This window comes from Nocardioides pelophilus (assembly GCF_014180685.1).
In the GTDB taxonomy this organism is placed as follows: domain Bacteria; phylum Actinomycetota; class Actinomycetes; order Propionibacteriales; family Nocardioidaceae; genus Nocardioides; species Nocardioides pelophilus.
This window is the reverse complement of record NZ_JACEHF010000095.1, coordinates 1-16,241: the sequence shown is the minus strand read 5'-3', so window position 1 is coordinate 16,241 and position 16,241 is coordinate 1. Positions and strand designations below refer to the sequence as shown.

20 protein-coding genes and 1 pseudogene are annotated in these 16,241 nt (G+C 71.3%); 17 read left to right on the top strand and 4 right to left on the bottom strand.

The features are described from left to right. From flgL to flgN, 3 genes are all read right to left on the bottom strand, one after another. On the bottom strand, positions 1-590 hold a 590-nt coding region (flgL, locus tag H0488_RS15025), incomplete at its 3' end, for a flagellar hook-associated protein FlgL (RefSeq protein ID WP_183100078.1). A gap of 7 nt (positions 591-597) precedes the next feature. Continuing rightward, on the bottom strand, positions 598-1,992 hold the full coding sequence (flgK, locus tag H0488_RS15020; protein ID WP_183100077.1) for a flagellar hook-associated protein FlgK: 1,395 nt from the start codon (positions 1,990-1,992) through the stop codon (positions 598-600). Next, positions 1,992-2,471 (bottom strand): flagellar export chaperone FlgN, encoded by a 480-nt coding sequence (gene flgN / locus H0488_RS15015; protein ID WP_312856358.1) that lies wholly within the window; start codon positions 2,469-2,471, stop codon positions 1,992-1,994. The genes flgK and flgN overlap by 1 nt, the downstream gene beginning before the upstream one ends. A gap of 234 nt (positions 2,472-2,705) precedes the next feature. Here flgN and H0488_RS15010 point away from each other — a divergent pair, with 234 nt between their 5' ends. The 5 genes from H0488_RS15010 to H0488_RS14990 all read left to right on the top strand — a co-directional run bounded on the left by H0488_RS15010 (position 2,706) and on the right by H0488_RS14990 (position 6,741). Then, complete coding sequence (locus H0488_RS15010) at positions 2,706-3,563, top strand: sigma-70 family RNA polymerase sigma factor (RefSeq protein ID WP_312856357.1); 858 nt, start codon at positions 2,706-2,708, stop codon at positions 3,561-3,563. A gap of 159 nt (positions 3,564-3,722) precedes the next feature. Next, positions 3,723-4,553, top strand: a complete 831-nt coding sequence (locus tag H0488_RS15005) for a flagellin N-terminal helical domain-containing protein (protein WP_183100075.1) — start codon at positions 3,723-3,725, stop codon at positions 4,551-4,553. A 117-nt stretch (positions 4,554-4,670) separates the two neighbouring features. Then, positions 4,671-6,017, top strand: coding sequence for a flagellar filament capping protein FliD (gene fliD / locus H0488_RS15000; RefSeq protein WP_183100074.1), 1,347 nt, complete (start codon positions 4,671-4,673; stop codon positions 6,015-6,017). Between the two features lie 12 nt (positions 6,018-6,029). Continuing rightward, positions 6,030-6,407: a flagellar export chaperone FliS gene (gene fliS / locus H0488_RS14995; protein WP_183100073.1), complete on the top strand. Its 378-nt coding sequence runs from the start codon at positions 6,030-6,032 to the stop codon at positions 6,405-6,407. Position 6,408: 1 nt separating this feature from the next. Then, positions 6,409-6,741: a hypothetical protein gene (locus H0488_RS14990; RefSeq protein ID WP_183100072.1), complete on the top strand. Its 333-nt coding sequence runs from the start codon at positions 6,409-6,411 to the stop codon at positions 6,739-6,741. Positions 6,742-7,295: 554 nt separating this feature from the next. On the opposite strand, the gene H0488_RS14985 is transcribed toward H0488_RS14990, so the two are convergent. Continuing rightward, positions 7,296-8,381: a protein-glutamate methylesterase/protein-glutamine glutaminase gene (locus tag H0488_RS14985; protein WP_312856359.1), complete on the bottom strand. Its 1,086-nt coding sequence runs from the start codon at positions 8,379-8,381 to the stop codon at positions 7,296-7,298. A 113-nt stretch (positions 8,382-8,494) separates the two neighbouring features. On the opposite strand from H0488_RS14985, the gene H0488_RS14980 reads away from it, so the two are divergent. The 12 genes and pseudogenes from H0488_RS14980 to H0488_RS24695 form a co-directional block, all read left to right on the top strand. After that, positions 8,495-9,361, top strand: coding sequence for a CheR family methyltransferase (locus tag H0488_RS14980; RefSeq protein WP_183100070.1), 867 nt, complete (start codon positions 8,495-8,497; stop codon positions 9,359-9,361). A 3-nt stretch (positions 9,362-9,364) separates the two neighbouring features. Further along, positions 9,365-9,748: a response regulator gene (locus H0488_RS14975; protein WP_183100069.1), complete on the top strand. Its 384-nt coding sequence runs from the start codon at positions 9,365-9,367 to the stop codon at positions 9,746-9,748. After that, positions 9,745-10,215 (top strand): chemotaxis protein CheX, encoded by a 471-nt coding sequence (locus H0488_RS14970; protein WP_183100068.1) that lies wholly within the window; start codon positions 9,745-9,747, stop codon positions 10,213-10,215. The genes H0488_RS14975 and H0488_RS14970 overlap by 4 nt, the downstream gene beginning before the upstream one ends. Beyond that, complete coding sequence (locus H0488_RS14965) at positions 10,212-10,571, top strand: response regulator (RefSeq protein ID WP_183100067.1); 360 nt, start codon at positions 10,212-10,214, stop codon at positions 10,569-10,571. Before H0488_RS14970 ends, H0488_RS14965 begins: the two co-directional genes overlap by 4 nt. Before the next feature lie 10 nt (positions 10,572-10,581). Beyond that, positions 10,582-11,061, top strand: coding sequence for a hypothetical protein (locus H0488_RS14960; RefSeq protein WP_183100066.1), 480 nt, complete (start codon positions 10,582-10,584; stop codon positions 11,059-11,061). 179 nt (positions 11,062-11,240) lie between these two features. Further along, positions 11,241-11,603, top strand: coding sequence for a flagellar basal body rod protein FlgB (gene flgB / locus H0488_RS14955; RefSeq protein WP_312856356.1), 363 nt, complete (start codon positions 11,241-11,243; stop codon positions 11,601-11,603). Further along, the gene (locus tag H0488_RS14950; RefSeq protein WP_183100065.1) at positions 11,600-11,995 is read left to right on the top strand and encodes a flagellar basal body rod protein FlgC; all 396 of its coding nucleotides are present in this window, start codon (positions 11,600-11,602) and stop codon (positions 11,993-11,995) included. Before flgB ends, H0488_RS14950 begins: the two co-directional genes overlap by 4 nt. Continuing rightward, the gene (gene fliE, locus H0488_RS14945) at positions 11,995-12,345 is read left to right on the top strand and encodes a flagellar hook-basal body complex protein FliE (protein ID WP_183100064.1); all 351 of its coding nucleotides are present in this window, start codon (positions 11,995-11,997) and stop codon (positions 12,343-12,345) included. The genes H0488_RS14950 and fliE overlap by 1 nt, the downstream gene beginning before the upstream one ends. A gap of 27 nt (positions 12,346-12,372) precedes the next feature. Then, a complete protein-coding gene (gene fliF, locus H0488_RS14940) occupies positions 12,373-13,956 on the top strand; it encodes a flagellar basal-body MS-ring/collar protein FliF (protein WP_246372184.1) in 1,584 nt (527 codons plus the stop codon). After that, positions 13,953-14,975, top strand: a complete 1,023-nt coding sequence (gene fliG / locus H0488_RS14935; protein WP_183100062.1) for a flagellar motor switch protein FliG — start codon at positions 13,953-13,955, stop codon at positions 14,973-14,975. Before fliF ends, fliG begins: the two co-directional genes overlap by 4 nt. Continuing rightward, positions 14,956-15,684 carry a FliH/SctL family protein gene (locus tag H0488_RS14930; protein ID WP_183100061.1) on the top strand — a complete coding sequence of 243 codons (729 nt, stop codon included), beginning with the start codon at positions 14,956-14,958 and terminating at the stop codon, positions 15,682-15,684. The genes fliG and H0488_RS14930 overlap by 20 nt, the downstream gene beginning before the upstream one ends. After that, a pseudogene (locus H0488_RS24695) lies at positions 15,681-16,241 on the top strand (EscN/YscN/HrcN family type III secretion system ATPase); the annotation flags it as partial. The gene H0488_RS14930 and the pseudogene H0488_RS24695, both read left to right, overlap by 4 nt.

Genomic DNA, 16,241 nt, shown 5'->3' with positions numbered 1-16,241 from the left:
GTCGCGAGGGCGTCCAGCTCGGCGAAGACCGAGCTCGCACCGTCACCGAAGACGTCGCGGCCGTCGACGTCGACCTGCACGTTGACGCCGTCCGCGACGCGGCGGTTGACGGTGCCGGGGACGCCGACGTAGTTCCCGCCCTGGTCGTACGCATCCGGGCCGCCGGTCACGCCGCCGAAGACCGGACGACCGAGGTAGGTCGCGTTCGCGGTGGCCACCAGGCCGGCCCGGATCTCGTCGACCTCGGTGGCGAGGGCCTCCCGTGCGGCCGGTCCCATCGCCCCGGTGTTGGCGCCCTGGAGCGCCAGGTCCCGCGCGCGCCGTACGGCGTCGGTGACCACGCCGAGCGAGGAGTCGATCTGGGACAGCCAGCCGATCCCGTCGTCGGCGTTGCGGGAGTACTGGTCCTGTTGCGCGATGGATCCCCGCAGCCGCATGGCGGCGGTGACGTCGGTCGGGTTGTCGGACGGTCGGTTGAGGACTCGGCCGGTCGAGAGCTGCTCCTGCACCTTGGCGAGTCGCCCCAGCCCGAGCTGCAGGTAGTCGACGGAGGTCTGGGTGAGCATCCGCTGCGTGACGCGTCCGTTCATCGGCCGATCACCTTCCCACGAGTCCGGTGCGGTTGATCAGGGTGTCGAGCATCTCGTCGACCGCGGTCATCAGCCGCGCCGCGGCCTCGTACGCCCGCTGCGCGGTGACCAGGTTGACGGTCTCCTCGTCGAGGTTGACCCCCGCCTGCTGCTCCCACGCGCCGTGCACCGACGCGGCCAGCGCTGCCTGGTTGGCCCGCTGCCGCTCCACGGCGGCCACCTCCGACCCGAAGGCGTTGACCAACCGCTGGTAGTCGCCGCCGGCCGTGCCGGTCGCACTGAGCAGGTCGGCGTTGCCGCCGTCCAAGGTGCCGCCGGGCACCGCCGCAGCGGCGACCTGAGCGGTGTCGGTGAGCAGCACGCTGAGCGTGGCGGCCGGGTTGGTCGGGTCGTAGTCGAAGAAGGCACCACCCGGGTTGCCGGCGAGATCGAAGCCGAGCGCGTGCTGCGCGTTGATCGCATCGGCGAAGTCGCGCGCGATCTGGTCGAGGCCGGCGCGGTACGCCGGCAGCGTGTCGGTCAGCAGGTCGGTGACCGCGCCGAGCTCACCGGACGTCGGTGTCGGGAGTGCCGTCACGGTGCCGCCGAGATCGATCTCGAAGGTGATCGGTGACCCGTCGGCGTCACCGCTGGGCGTCACCCCGCTGGCGATCAGGAGCGTCCCGGCGGCCCGCCCGTCGACCAGGCTCTGACCGTTCACCGTCACGTCGAACATTCCGTCCGGTCGCGTGGTGGTGACCGCCCCGGTCATCTCGGACAGCTGCAGCGCGAGGGCGTCCCGCTGGTCGCGCAGGGTGGAGGTGTCGCTCCCGTTGACGTCGGCCGCGAGGATCTGCCGGTTGAGCGTCGCCAGGTCGGTCGCGGCGGCGTTGATCTCACCGACCAGGTTGACCATCCGCAGTCGCTGGTCTGCCTCTTCCCCCGTCACGTTGGTGACCTGGGACCGGAGCGACTGGGCAAGGGTCTCGGCCCGGCTGATCACCTGCTGGCGGGCCGCGTCGCCACCGGGGTTCAGCGCCAGGTCCTGCCAGGCGCTCTGGAGCGAGAGCAACGCGGCCGAGACGCCGTTCGAGCCTGGCTCGCCGATGCCGTTGTCGAGCCGCTGGAGAACCGTGGACGCGGTCAGCAGGTAGCTGAGGCCGGCGTGCTCGCGCCGGACGCGGGAGTCGAGGAGCGGGTCGACCATCCGGCGTACGTCGCCGATCGCCACGCCGTCGCCGTACCCGTCATAGCGGGACCAGAGCGCAGCCTGGGTCGCCTCGACCGAGACGCCGACGAGGCTGCGCCGTACGTAGCCGTCGGTGGCCGCGTTGGCGATGTTGTTGCCCGCGATGTCGAGCGCCACCTGCTGGTAGCGCAGCGCGGACAGCGCGGTGTTGACGCTGCCGAACGACCCGACCATCAGAGGGCCCTGTCGACCAGCCCGGAGCGGGCCGCGCCGACGACGGCGGCGCCGTCCTGCGTGTAGCCCTCCGGGCCGTTGCCGACGATGCCGAGCAGGGTTGCCCGGGCGGAGCGGTAGCCGGCCGTGAGCAGGCCTTGGTTGTCCTCCGAGAGCTGGGCGATCTCGCGGGCGGCGACGACGAACGCGTCGCGGTGCTCGAGCAGCAGGGTCCCCCACGGGTCCGGCGCGGCGGCGGCGAGCGCTGCCAGCGACGGGTCGGGGGTGAGACCGAGCTCGGCGGCGGCCTCGTCGGCGGCGAGCGCGCGGAGCACCTCGGTCTCCCGGATGGTGGCGAGCACGTCCTCGATCTCGCGGGTGGCGTTGACGAGCCACCGGGTGCGCCCGCTCGCGAGCACGAGGCGTTCGACCTCGAGCTTGTAGGACAGGAGCTCCAACAGCTCGCGCTCCCGCCACAGGATCAGCGACAGCTTCTCCACGACAGTCCTTCCCGACACATCCCGAAATGGGTTACGTGGGAACTCATCGCCCGCTCGCCGGGCCATCTGAGCCGAATTGTCGTCGGATCGCAGAAAGGATCCTCCGATCGGCCATCGGGGAGTGACTAGGTGACCCGGGACCGGGTCCCAGGCGGTCCTGTATTGGCCGGGCACGAGGGCCCGTTCGGGGCCGTTCTGGTCACCTGCAACCCTCCGCGCTCGGACCCTTGAGGGGTGATCGAATCTCCTGCAGACCCCCAGGGCAACGACACCGAACAGCGCATCATCGGGCACATGCCTCTGGTCGGACACATCGTTCGCGAGACCATGAGCCGCGTCCCGTCGCACGTCAGCCGCGACGACCTCGTGTCCGCCGGCCTCACCGCGCTCGTCCAGGCCGCGCAGGCGTACGACGAGTCACGCGGTGTGCCGTTCGAGAGGTACGCCGCGACCCGCATCCGGGGCGCCGTCCTCGACGGGTTGCGCGCGATCGACTGGGCGTCCCGCTCGGTCCGCCGCCGCGCCAGGGACCTCGACGACACCAGGAGCCGGCTGGCCGGCATGCTGGGAAGGAACCCGACCGCAGCCGAGGTCGCCTCCGCGGCCGGCATGTCGGAGCAGGAGCTGAAGGCCAACGAGGACGACATCGCCCGGGCCCAGGTGCTGTCGCTCCAGGCCAGCACGACCACGTCGCTCGACGAGCTGCTGCCCGCGCGAGCCCCGTCGCCCGAGGCGATGGTCGAGCACAAGGAGCAGCTCACCTACCTGGTCGAGGCGATCAAGGAGCTGCCCGAGCGGCTCCGCATCGTGGTCGAGGACTACTTCTTCGCCGAGCGCCCGATGGCCGACATCGCGGCCGACCTCGGGGTCACGGACTCGCGGGTCTCCCAGATGCGCGCCGAGGCGCTGCGCCTGCTGCGCGACGCTCTCAACCACGCTCTCGAGCCGTCGATGGTGTCCGACGCGGGCAAGCCGGGGGGCTGTGCCAACCGTCGTCGCGAGGCCTACTTCGCGGCCGTCGCGGCCCGCCACGCGGAGGGTCTGCGTCGTCCGCGTCAGGCCGCGCCGAACCGGATCGACGCGGTCGGCTGACCGACGCGGCCCCCCGCGCCATCGCCCCACCGCGGTCCGAAAATTCTTGCGGCTTTCTCTCAGGTGGAGGCCCACTGCCACCGATGGACACCGCGGGAGGCCCACGGAAGGGCGACCCACATCTAGTAGCAGACCTTTAGTTCCAGGAGGGAAATCATCATGGGTCTTCGCATCAACCAGAACATCGACGCTCTCAACGCGTACCGCAACCTGTCCGTGACACAGGACCGGATGAGCAAGTCGATGGAGAAGCTCTCGAGTGGCTACCGGATCAACCGGGCCGCAGACGACGCCGCCGGCCTCGCGATCTCCGAGGGCCTGCGCTCGCAGGTCGGTGGTCTCAAGGTCGCGGTCCGCAACGCGCAGGACGGCATCTCGGTCGTCCAGACCACGGAGGGCGCGCTCACCGAGGTCCACGCGATCCTCCAGCGGATGCGTGACCTGGCCGTCCAGGGCGCCAACGACAGCAACAACGCCGCTGCTCGTGCGAACATCCAGACCGAGGCCGACCAGCTGGCCTCGGAGCTGACGCGGATCGGCAACGCGACCAACTTCAACGGCACCGCGCTGCTCGACGGCTCGGCGACGCTGAACTTCCAGGTCGGTGCCGACGGTGACGCCAACTCGGTCATCACCGTCGACCTCACCACGGTCGACGTACTGGCTGTCGGTACTGCCGCTGCGGCGTTCGACGTGAGCACCCACGCCGCGTCGCAGACGACCATCACGGCGCTGGACGCCGAGATCGCCACGGTCTCCACCGCTCGCGCGACGCTCGGTGCCTACCAGAACCGGCTGGAGCACACGATCGCCAACGTGAACGTGGCGATCGAGAACCTCTCGGCGTCGGAGTCGCGGATCCGCGACACCGACATGGCCTCGGAGATGATGGCGTTCACCCGCTCTCAGATCCTGTCGCAGGCCGGCACCGCGATGCTGGCCCAGGCGAACTCGGCCCCGCAGAGCGTGCTTCAGCTCCTGCGCGGCTGAACCGCCTGATCAGCCCAGCTGATCAACCGCGTCACCACCCTGATGCGGCACCGCGAGGAGCCGGTGGAGCCTCACGTTCCACCGGCTTCTCGCGCATCAGTCCGAGAAGGAGACACCGTGGCCACAGCAAGCATCGGCGGCCTCGCCAGCGGTCTCGACACCGCCAGCATCATCAGCCAGCTCCTCCAGCTCGAGGCGCTGCCCCAGACCCAGCTCAAGTCCCGGGTCACCACCGAGCAGTCCAAGCTCACCGCGCTGCAGAGCCTCAACAGCCGACTTGCCGCACTGGCGGCCAGCGCCGACGCCCTCGCCCACCCGACCGGCACCACGTCGTCGGCATGGGACAGCCTGAAGGCGACCTCCTCGAACTCCGCGGTCACCGTGACCGCGTCGAGCTCGGCGTCGCCGGCGACGTACACGGTCACCGTCGGGCACACCGCGCTCACCCACCGGATCTCCTACGCCGACGCGCACGCGGCGACCGACGTCGTCACCGGCGGCGCGACCACCATCGAGCTGGACCGCCTCGACGGCAGCCCGGCCGTCTCGCTGTCGGTCGGCGGCGGCACCCTGCAGGAGGTCGCAGCGGCGATCAACGACCCGGACAACGCGACCGGGCTCCGCGCGACGCTCGTCCAGGTCGGGACCGGCTCGTTCCGGTTGATGGTCGAGTCGACCGCGACCGGAGTCGCGCAGGACTTCTCCCTGACCCTCCCCGGCGGCGGAGCGCTCCTCGGCGGCGAGGCGTCGGTGCAGACCGGGCGTGACGCCGAGATCGAGATCGGCGGCATCACCGTCGGCTCCACCTCCAACACGTTCACCGACGTCACCCCTGGCGTGACGATCACCCTCGGCGCGGGCGCCACCGGCACCGCCGAGGTCACCGTCAGCCGCGACGCCACCGCGCGCTCGGCCGCCGTCAAGAAGCTGGTCGACGAGCTGAACGGGATCCTCGGCACGATCGCCACCCAGACCGCCCACAACCCCGACCCCAAGCTGGCCGGCCTCCTCTCGGGCAACAGCCTGCTCCGCCGGGTCGCCTCCGAGCTGGTCGGGACCATCTACCCGGCGGACGGCACCTCGCTCGCCTCGGTCGGCATCGAGGTCGACCGCGCCGGCCGCCTGGTGTTCGACGAGGCGGCGTTCGCCGCCGCCTACGAGGCCGACCCGGACGCGGTGACGGCCGCCTTCACCGCTGCCGACGGGTTCGCCGAGCGGATCCAGGACGTGGCCGAGCTCGTCAGCGACAAGTTCACCGGCACCCTCACCCGGGTCATCACGAGCAGCACCGACGGCATCGAACGCCTCAACGACAGCATCGCCGACTGGGACCTGCGTCTCGAACAGCGCCGCACCACCCTCGAGCGCCAGTACTCGGCCCTCGAGGTCGCCCTGGGTCAGCTGCAGAGCCAGTCCACCTGGCTCGCCAGCCAGCTCTCGTCCCTGACCACGAACAACGACTGACGGAGGATCCTCATGTCGTTCAGCAACGCCCGCACCGCCTACCTCGGCAACTCGGTCACGACCGCGAGCCCGGCTCGCCTGCTCGTGATGCTGGTCGAGCGGCTGGTCCTCGACGTCGAGCGCGCGCTCCAGGCCCAGACCGACGAGAGCTGGACGGACGCGCACACCCACCTGCTGCACGCGCAGGAGATCGTCGTGGAGCTCGTCAGCAGTCTCAAGCCCGAGCAGATGACCGCCGGGAAGGAGCTGGTGATGCTCTACGAGTTCCTCCGCTCCCGGCTCGTTGCGGCCAACGTGAACCGCGACCCCGAGATGACCCGACAGGCGCTGACGATCGCGACCGGTCTGTGCGAGACCTGGCGCTCCGCCGCCCTGGCGGCGCCGGTCTGACATGTCCGACTCGACGCCGGCCACCACGACCGACCGCGCGACCGCATGGGCGCTGGCCCTCGACGAGCTCGAGGGCGAGACCGCCCGGCTGGAGGCGATCGACGCCGGCAGCCCGGTCCCGGAACCCGTGCCGTGGGTGCCCCCCGCCGATCTCGGTCCGCTCCCCCAGGAGCTCGCCCCTCGTGCCCGCGACCTCCTCGTACGGCAGCAGGTCGTGCTCGCGGTCCTCGCCGGGATGCTGTCCGGCAACCGCCAGCAGGCCCGCATGGCCGGCCTGGTCCACGCCGCGACCGGCACGCCGGAGCGCCCGGCCTACCTCGACGTCCGGGCCTGACGCCGACCACTCGCTGCGGGCTTCGCCGAGACGTCATACGCCCCGGGCTCCATGGGTCCACGGACGTACGACGTTGCGCGGGACGTCATACGCCCGGGTGGCGATGGGTCCACCGACGTATGACGTGCGCGGGACGTCATACGCCCGAGCGGCGATGGGTCCACCGACGTATGACGTGCGCGGGACGTCATACGCCCCAAGACCGATGGGTCCACCGACGTATGACGTTCCCGAGAAGTCATACGCCCCGGGCTCCATGGGTCGACCGACGTATGACGTCGCGCGGGACGTCATACGCCCCAAGACCGATGGGTCGACCGACGTACGACGTTGCGCGGGACGTCATACGCCCCAAGACCGATGGGTCCACGGACGTACGACGTTGCGCGGGACGTTATACGCCCCAGCACCGATAGCCCCACCGACGTATGACGTGCGCGGGACGTCATACGCCCCAGCACCGACAGCCCCACCGACGTATGACATCGCCCAAGACGTCAGACGCCCCAACACCGATAACCCCACCGACGTACGACGTTGCGGGGGCGGTCCGGTCAGGGCCGGACGGGCACCGCGGCCGGCCGGAGCGCGGCCGTGATCCGGCCGGGGAGGTCGTCCAGGGGCAGGGTGTCGTCGGCGATGCCGGCGTTGGCGACCGCACCGGGCATCCCCCACACGACCGAGCTCGCCTCGTCCTGGACGAGGACCCGGGCGCCCGCGGCAGCCAGCGCGCGGCAGCCCTCCAGCCCGTCCTGGCCCATCCCGGTCAGCACGGTGGCGAGCGCGCGGCCGCCGTACACGCCGAGCGCACTGCGGAACAGCACGTCGACGGCCGGGCGGCAGAAGTTCTCCTGCGGACCCTGGTCGAGCCGGGCGTGCACGCCGTCAGCGGTCTTCACCACCTGGAGGTGGAAGTCGCCGGGGGCGATCAGCACCTCGCCGGCCAGGACCGGGTCGCCGTCGGCCGCCTCGCGGACGCGCAGCGCGCACTCACGATCCAGACGCTGGGCGAGCATCGCCGTGAACACCGGCGGCATGTGCTGGACGATCAGCACGGGCACCCGCAGGTCTCCCGGCAGCGCGGGCAGCAGCCGCGCCAGTGCGTCGGGGCCGCCGGTCGACGACCCGATCAGCAGCACCTCGGGCGGAGCGGGCGGCACCCGCCGCGGAGGTCGTACGACGGGCGGGGTGACGGGGGTGCGAGCGGCCGTCGACGAGGCGGCCGCTGCGCCACCGGCCGCGAGGCGTCGGCGTCCGGCGAGGGCGCGGATCCTCGGCACCAGCTGCTCGCGCACGGCCTCGATCCCGGCCGTCACGCCGCCGACCGTGTTCGACGGCTTGGTGACGTAGTCCGACGCGCCGCGGGACAGCGCCTCGAGCGTCGCCGCCGCGCCTCGCTCGGTCAGGGTCGAGAACATGATGATCGGAAGCCGCGGGTGGTCCTCGCGGATCGCGACCACCGCTCCGAGACCGTCCAACCGGGGCATCTCGATGTCGAGGACGACGACGTCGGGCTCCAGGGCGGCGACCTGCTCGATCGCCTCGACCCCGTCCCGCGCCACTCCGGCGACCTCGATGTCGCCCGCCTCGCGGAGCGCGGTCGTCACCAATCGGCGCACGACCGCACTGTCGTCGACCACCAGGACCCGGATCACACCACGTCGGATCGGCAGCCGGCCGGTCGTCCTGAGCCAACAGTCGTCCCGAGCCGAGGTTTGCTCAGGATCCGCCGGAGCGGCCCGATGGAGGGGGCATGTCCACCGCATCCGAGACGTTCGCGGCGGTCTCCGCCCTCGTCCGGCGGGAGACCGGCATGATCTACGACCCTGGCAAGGAGTACCTCGTCGAGGCGCGCCTGAAGCCGCTCGCGGACAAGGCCGGCTGCTCCTTCGAGGACTACGTGCAGCGGATCATGACCGATCCGATCGAGCGACGCCGGGCCATGGACGCGTTGACGATCAACGAGACCAGCTGGTTCCGCGACCACGCGCCGTACCAGGCGTTCACCGACACGATGCTTCCGGCGCTGCTCAAGGCCCGCAGCGCCACCCGCCACCTGCGGATCTGGAGCGCCGCCGCGTCCAGCGGCCAGGAGGCATACTCGATCGCGATGCTGCTCGACCAGCACCTGCCCCCCGGGTGGACCTCCGAGATCGTCGCCACCGACATCTCCTCCACGATGCTGGACCGGGTTCGTGCCGGCCGCTACAGCCAGGTCGAGATGAACCGCGGGCTGCCGGCGACGCTGCTGGTCCGGTACTTCACGCGGGTCCACAACGAGTGGGAGATCGCGCAGCACCTGCGCGACATGGTGACGGTGCGCGCCCAGAACCTGGCCGCGCCGTTCCTCGGCCTCGGCACGTTCGACGTCGTGCTGCTCCGCAACGTCCTCATCTACTTCGACAAGGAGACCCGGCACGACATCCTGCGCCGGATGCTGCCCATGGTCGCGCCGGAGGGCTACCTCCTGATCGGCTCGTCGGAGACCACCCTCGACCTCCCACCCGTGCTCGCCGCCGCCTGGCAGCGCGAGCAGATCGGCCGGGTCCAGGTGCACCGGGTCGCCAGTGCCCTGGCGGAGCGGCCGGTCGTGCCTGCGATCTCACTGACAGGAGCCTGAAGCATGCGCGCGCTGATCATCGACGACTCCCGGGTGATGCGGAGCATCCTGCGCCGCATCGTCACCGGCCTCGGTTTCGAGGCCGCCGAAGCAGGAGACGGCCAACAGGCCCTCGACGTGCTCAACTCCGGGTTCGAGCCCGACCTCTGCCTCATCGACTGGAACATGCCGGTGATGGACGGGTACACGTTCCTCACGCGGGTCCGGGACAACCCGGAGTGGCGCTCGATCACGCTGATGATGGTCACCACCGAGAGCGAGCAGCAGCAGATCGTGCGCGCCCTCGCCGCCGGTGCCCACGAGTACGTCATCAAGCCGTTCACCCCTGACGCCATCGCCGACAAGCTGGAGATGCTCGGCCTGCTCACGAAGGAGCCGACCGCATGACCGCCCTCGCCCCCGAGGTCACCGACCTCCATGCCGTCGTCGAGGAGGTGTGGACCACCTTCGTCGGCGCCGAGGAGCCGCTGTGCCCGCGCCACGTCCCGGCCGGCACGCCGCTCGACCAGGCCGTGTGGTCGGGCGCCGTGTCCGTGACCGGCGCCTGGCACGGCGCCGTGACCGTCGAGCTAGCCGACCAGGTCGCCCAGACCATCAGCCGGGTCATGCTCGACCTCGACAGCACCGCCGACCTCGCCGACGACGACGTGGCCGACGCGGTCGGCGAGCTCGTCAACATGATCGGCGGCAACGTCAAGAGCCTCATGCCCGGTCCGAGCACGCTGTCCCTCCCCGCGGTCGCCGCAGGGAGAGCCGTCTTCGCCTCCGACGCGCACGAGGTCGCACGTCTCGACCTGCTCTGGACCGGCGAGCCGGTCCGCGTCACCGTCCACTGCCCAGGGAGCCCGTCATGAAGATCCTCATCGCCGACGACAGCCGGGTCATGCGGCAGATCGTCATCCGCACACTGCGCCAGGCCGGTCACGGCGGGCACGAGCTGGTGGAGGCCGAGAACGGCAAGGTCGCCTTCGACCTGGTCCAGAGCGAGGCACCGGACCTGGTGCTCTCGGACTGGAACATGCCGGAGATGTCGGGGATCGACTGCCTGTCCGCGCTCCGCGCGGCGGGGTCCCAGGTCCCCTTCGGGTTCGTGACCTCCGAGGGCTCCGAGGACATGCGCAAGCGTGCGGAGGCCGCCGGCGCTGCCTTCCTCATCGCCAAGCCGTTCACCCCGGAGGCCTTCGACGAGGCCCTCCGCACCGTGCTGTGAGGCGTACGCCGTGACCGTCCACCTGCCCCAGCCCAAGCAGCTGCGCGACCTCCTGGTCGACCTGCTCGGACGCGACGCCACCCTCTCCCCCGCCCCGCCGTTCGCACCCGGTCCCGACACACCGGCCTCGGTCGCCGTGTACGTCGACGACAGCCTGCGGATCCGCGCGCTGATCGCCTGCGACCTGGCGTTCTCGGCCCACGCGGGCGCCGCGATCGCGCTCGTCCCGCCCACCGCGGCCGAGGAGGCCATCGCCGACGGCAAGCTGAGCGACGTGCTCGCGGAGAACCTCTACGAGGTTCTCAACATCGCGGCGTCGACGTTCAACGTCGAGGGAGCCGAGCACCTGAAGCTGCACCAGCTCCACCCGGCGGGTCCCCCGCTCGACCCCATGGTCCGGATCCAGACCCTGACCCTCGGCCGTCGGGAGGACCTCCGCGTGGAGGTCGCTGGATACGGCGCGGGGTCCCTGAGCGTCGTACTGGTCTGACGCCCCGTCCCTGCTCCCCCAGGGACCATCGTCCCAATTTCAAGTATCCCGCCGGCGGATCACTCAGGTCCCGGCCGCCGGCGCCGATCGACCCGGCGAGCAAGGATCGCTCACCACAGCCGACGGATTGGCTTCGTCTTCCGCGTCCCCCAGGCGCGGCAGTTGCACGGAGGTCAGTCGTGATCCTGTCCGGCTCTGATCCGGTCGGCTTCGCTCTGCACGCCGCTATGAACGGGCTCTCGGTTCGTCAGCGCGTCACCGCAGACAACATCGCCAACGTCGACACCCCGCACTTCCGGGCCTCGAGCGTCGACTTCGAGACCTCCCTGCGTGCCGCGATCGACCAGGGCGAGGTGTCGGCGTCGTCCCCGCTCTCGGTCGACGTCCAGCCCACCGAGACGCCGGTCGGCGCGAACGACAACAACGTCGACCTGCGCAAGGAGTCGATCGCCGCGATCCAGTCGCAGTACCAGTACCAGGTCGTCGCCCGCGCCATCAGCGAGCGGCACAGCCTGGTGAGCACCGCGGCAGGTGTGCGATGAGCGGCGCGTTCGAGATGCTGCGGATCGCCAACACCGCGCTCGGCGCCCACCAGACCTGGCTCGACGCGCTCGGCGGCAACATCGCGAACTCCAACACCATCACGTCGACCGACGAGGACGCGTTCCAGGCGACGTACGTCGTCTTCGAGGCGCGGGCCGACGGTGGCGTCGACGTCTCCGGCTTCGCCGGCTCCGACCCCGAGGGCCGCCTGGTGCTGGCCCCGGACCACCCGCTCGCCGACGAGGACGGATACGTGCGCGCCCCAGAGATGGACATGTCCAGCCAGATGAGCCAGCTGATCATGGCCCAGCGCGGCTTCCAGGCCGCGGTCCAGGTCACCAAGACCGCGCAGGACAGCTACGGCGCCGCGCTCCAGATCGGGGCGAAGTGATGAGCACGATGCCGATCCAGGGTCTCGGGTCGTCCTTCCAGATGGCCACCTTCCCGGTGGCCGGCCCCACCGGCCCCGAGGGCGTCGACCGCGCGACGCTCACCCCGTCGGTCGCGCCGACCGCCGGCAGCGACGAGTTCGGCTCGCTCGTGCTCGACGGGCTGGACCGGCTCGAGGGTCTCACCGACCGCGCCGACGGCCTCGCCGTCCAGGCCGCGACCGGCAACCTGGAGAACATCCACGACTACACGATCGCCGCCAGCGAGGCCGCGGTCGCGACGCAGCTGACCGTCGCCGTGCGCAACAAGGCCGTCGAGGCGTTCACCGAGATCATGCACATGCAGGTCTGAGCGGGCTGATCGACGATGCGAACGAACATGAACCGGGTAGTCGCCCGCGCCCGCCAGGTCTTCCTGGCCCTCACCGTCGGCCAGCGGATGGCCGTGCTCGTCGGGACCGCCGCCCTGCTGGTGGGTGCCTTCCTCGTGGTCCGGTGGGTCTCGACCCCCAGCTACGCACCCCTCTACACCGACCTCTCCGGCGCGGACGCGAGCGCCGTCGTCGACGAGCTCGAGGCGCAGGGCATCCCCTACGAGATCTCGGACGGCGGGTCGACCGTGATGGTGCCGCGGTCCGACGTCTACTCCACGCGGATCGCCCTCTCCGGCCAGGGTCTCCCGGCGAGCAGCGACACCGGCTACAACCTCCTCGACGACTCCGACCTCTCGACCTCGGAGTTCAAGGAGCAGACCGACTTCAAGCGGGCGATGGAAGGCGAGCTGGCCAACACCATCGAGGCGATCGACGGTGTCGAGAACTCCGTCGTCCACCTGTCGATCCCCGAGAAGGAGGTGTTCAGCGACGACAAGACCGACCCGACTGCGTCGGTCCTCGTCGACACCGCCCAGGGCAGCACGCTGGCCCCCGAGCAGGTGCAGGCAATCGTGCACCTGGTCGCGTCCAGCATCGAGGGGCTCGACCCGAAGAAGGTCACCGTCGCGGACGCGACCGGCGCCGTGCTGACCAACCCGGACTCCGAGAGCGGCGTGGGTGCCGCGAACACCCAGGCGACCCTGGTCCGCGAGTACCAGGACGGCCTGCGCTCCGAGATCCAGGCCGTGCTCGACCGGGTGGTCGGGCCCGGCAACTCGACCGCGAACGTCACGGCCGACCTCAACTTCGACACCGCGATCACCGACAGCCGGACCTACCAGGCGCCCGAGCGCAACACCCCGCCGATCTCCGAGTCCACCAGCACCGAGACCTACAACGGCGCCCCCGGAGGGGCGAACGGAGCCAACGGCGGCATCGTCGGGCCCGACGGCCAGATGGACCCGGCCGCCCCCGGCGACGCGGGCGACGCGGCGTACGAGAACTCCCAGGTGACCCGCGACAACCCGGTCGGCGAGGTCGTCGAGCACCGCGAGGCGGCGCCCGGCGAGGTCGAGAGCGTCCACATCGGCGTCGTCCTCGACACCGCCGCCTCGGCGGCCATCGAGGAGGACCTCGTCCAGGAGCTGATCTCCGCTGCCGTCGGCATCCGGCCGAACCGGGGCGACACGATCGAGGTCACCAAGATGGCGTTCGACCGGTCCGCCGAGGAGGCGGCCGCGGCGGAGCTCGCCGCGGCGGAGGCCGCGGACGCCCGCAAGGCACGCAACGACATCCTGCTCGCGGTGGGCCTGAGCCTCGGCATCGCGCTGCTCCTGCTGCTCGCCTGGTTCCAGGCACACCGCCGCAACAAGAAGCGCGAGAAGGCCACGACGTACGTCGTCGAGCAGCTGCGCGCCGACGCCGCGGCCCGCACCACCGCCGTGGAGCGGGCACCCGCGGTCGCCGTTCTCGAGGCGGCTGACGAGGACAGCGCCAGCGCGCTCCAGGACGAGCTGCAGGCCTTGGTCGAGAAGCAGCCCGAGGACGTCGCCGCGCTGCTCCGCGGCTGGCTGGTGGAGCCCCGATGAGCCGGACCAGCATGACGGTCTCGAACGTCGGCGTCCGCAAGGCAGCGATCCTGCTGCTGCAGCTCGGCAAGGACCGGGCAGCCGACGTGTTCGGGCACCTCTCGGAGGCCGACGTCGAGGCGATCTCGGCCGAGATCGCCCGCCTCGACACGGTGACCTCGGCAGAGACCGAGGCCGTCCTCGCCGAGTTCCGCGACCTCGCCACCGCGCACGCCCACGTCACCCAGGGCGGGTTCGGGTTCGCCAAGCAGCTGCTCGAGCAGTCGCTCGGCTCCGAGCGGGCCGCCGAGATCATGGAGCGGCTCCACGCGGCCGCGGTCCAGCTGCCGTTCCAGTTCCTGCACCGCGCCGATCCTGCGCAGCTGCGCAGCTTCATCGCCGACGAGCACCCGCAGGTGATCGCGCTCGTCCTCGCGCACATGACCGCCGACAAGGCGTCGCTGCTCCTCAGCGGCCTGCCGGCCCACCAGCAGGCCATCGTGGCGCACCGGATCGCGGTCATGGACCGCACCAGCCCCGACATCATCCGTCTGGTCGAGGGCATCCTCGAGCGCAAGCTCTCCTCGATGCTGCAGCCGTCCGAGGTCTCACGGGTCGGCGGCGTCGACCCGTTGGTGAACATCATCAACCGGTCCGACCGTCCCACCGAGCGTCAGATCGTCGAGGGCCTCGAGGGGTTGGACGCGGCGCTCGCCGACGAGGTCAAGAGCCGGATGTTCATGTTCGAGGACATCATCAACCTCGACGACCGGTCGGTGCAGCAGGTGCTGCGCCAGGTCGACACCGCCGAGCTCGCCCTGGCCATCAAGGGCGTCAGCGAGCAGGTCCGGGTCAAGATCACCCAGAACCTCTCCGAGCGCGCGGCAGAGAACCTCCTCGAGGAGGTCGACCTGCTCGGACCGGTGCGGCTCGCCCAGGTCGAGGAAGCACAGCAGTCGGTCATCCGCACGATCCGCCAGCTCGAGGAGCAGGGCGTGATCATGGTCAACAGGGGCAACGATGACGAGTTCGTCGTCTGACCGCCGGCGCGAGCGCGCCGTGGTCATGACCGCCGACGAGGCCGGCCCGGTCGCCGGGCTGTCGACCCCCGAGCTGCGCAGCGGTCAGTGGACCCGGCTCGGCGACGTGTCGGTCCTCGGCGACCAGGTGACCGAGAGCGTGCTCGGCGACGTCGCGGACCGGGTGCGGGCCGCGGCCACGGCGGAGGGCTACTCCGTCGGCTGGGCGCAGGGCACCCGCGCCGCCGCCGCGGCTGCGGCCGAGGCGGCGCGGCTGCGGGCGGTCGAGCACACCGCGGCGGAGGCACGGCGCGACGCCGAGCACCGCGCCGCCGTCGCGGCGCTGGGACAGGCGGCCGACGAGGTGCGGTCGCACCTGAGCGAGCTCGCCCGGACGATCGAGGAGCAGGCGACCGCCCTCGCGTGGGCGATCACCGAGGAGATCCTGGGCCGCGAGGTCGCTGCGGCCGACAGCTCCGACGTCGTACGGCGCGTGGTGGACGTGTTGCCCGTCAGCGCGCTCGCGCGCGTGCGGCTGCACCCGGACGTCGCCCGGTCCCCCGAGGTGCGGGACCTGGTCGAGCGCGGCCTGGACGTCGTGGCGGACGCCGCCCTCGACCCGGCCGACGCCCTCGTCGAGTGGGACGGGGCCGTGGTCGACCTGCGCATCGACGAGGCCCGGGCCCGGGTGCGCGAGGCCCTGTTCGCGCCGGAGGACGAGCGCCCGTGACCATCACCGCCACCACCGTCGACCGCGCCCTCGCCGCTGCCCGTCCGGTCACCCTCGGCACCGTCACCGAGCTGGTCGGGCTCCACCTGCTGGTGCGCGGGCTCCCCGCCGCCGTCGGCGACCTGGTCGCCGTGACGACGGCCGGCGGTCCGCTGCTGGCCGAGGTGGCCGCCCTGCGGACCGACGGCATGGTCTGCCTCCCGCTCGGCGTGACCACCGGTGCGCGGGTCGGCGACCTGGTGCGTCCGACCGGCGGCGCCCTCAAGGTGCGGGTCGGCGACGCGCTGCTCGGCCGGGTCCTGGACGGTCTCGGCCGCCCCATCGACGGCGGCGCAGCGATCGACCACCTGCACGCCGTACCGGTGGACATCGGCGCACCACCGGCCCTGTCTCGACCGCGGATCACCGAACAGCTCGGTCTCGGCGTCCGCGCCCTCGACGCGCTGGTGTCCTGCGGTCACGGTCAGCGGGTCGGCATCATGGCCGGCTCCGGCGTCGGGAAGTCGACCCTGCTCTCGATGATCGCCCACGGGACCGATGCCGACGTCAACGTCATC

Coding starts and splice junctions, on each gene's coding strand:
- fliF (WP_246372184.1), top strand. CDS start 12,373: ATGAACCGGGTAGTCGCCCGCGCCCGCCAGGTCTTCCTGGCCCTCACC.
- H0488_RS15005 (WP_183100075.1), top strand. CDS start 3,723: ATGGGTCTTCGCATCAACCAGAACATCGACGCTCTCAACGCGTACCGC.
- flgK (WP_183100077.1), bottom strand. CDS start 1,992: ATGGTCGGGTCGTTCGGCAGCGTCAACACCGCGCTGTCCGCGCTGCGC.
- H0488_RS14950 (WP_183100065.1), top strand. CDS start 11,600: ATGAGCGGCGCGTTCGAGATGCTGCGGATCGCCAACACCGCGCTCGGC.
- fliS (WP_183100073.1), top strand. CDS start 6,030: ATGTCGTTCAGCAACGCCCGCACCGCCTACCTCGGCAACTCGGTCACG.
- H0488_RS14975 (WP_183100069.1), top strand. CDS start 9,365: ATGCGCGCGCTGATCATCGACGACTCCCGGGTGATGCGGAGCATCCTG.
- H0488_RS14970 (WP_183100068.1), top strand. CDS start 9,745: ATGACCGCCCTCGCCCCCGAGGTCACCGACCTCCATGCCGTCGTCGAG.
- H0488_RS14930 (WP_183100061.1), top strand. CDS start 14,956: ATGACGAGTTCGTCGTCTGACCGCCGGCGCGAGCGCGCCGTGGTCATG.
- H0488_RS14990 (WP_183100072.1), top strand. CDS start 6,409: ATGTCCGACTCGACGCCGGCCACCACGACCGACCGCGCGACCGCATGG.
- H0488_RS14965 (WP_183100067.1), top strand. CDS start 10,212: ATGAAGATCCTCATCGCCGACGACAGCCGGGTCATGCGGCAGATCGTC.
- H0488_RS14980 (WP_183100070.1), top strand. CDS start 8,495: ATGTCCACCGCATCCGAGACGTTCGCGGCGGTCTCCGCCCTCGTCCGG.
- fliG (WP_183100062.1), top strand. CDS start 13,953: ATGAGCCGGACCAGCATGACGGTCTCGAACGTCGGCGTCCGCAAGGCA.
- fliE (WP_183100064.1), top strand. CDS start 11,995: ATGAGCACGATGCCGATCCAGGGTCTCGGGTCGTCCTTCCAGATGGCC.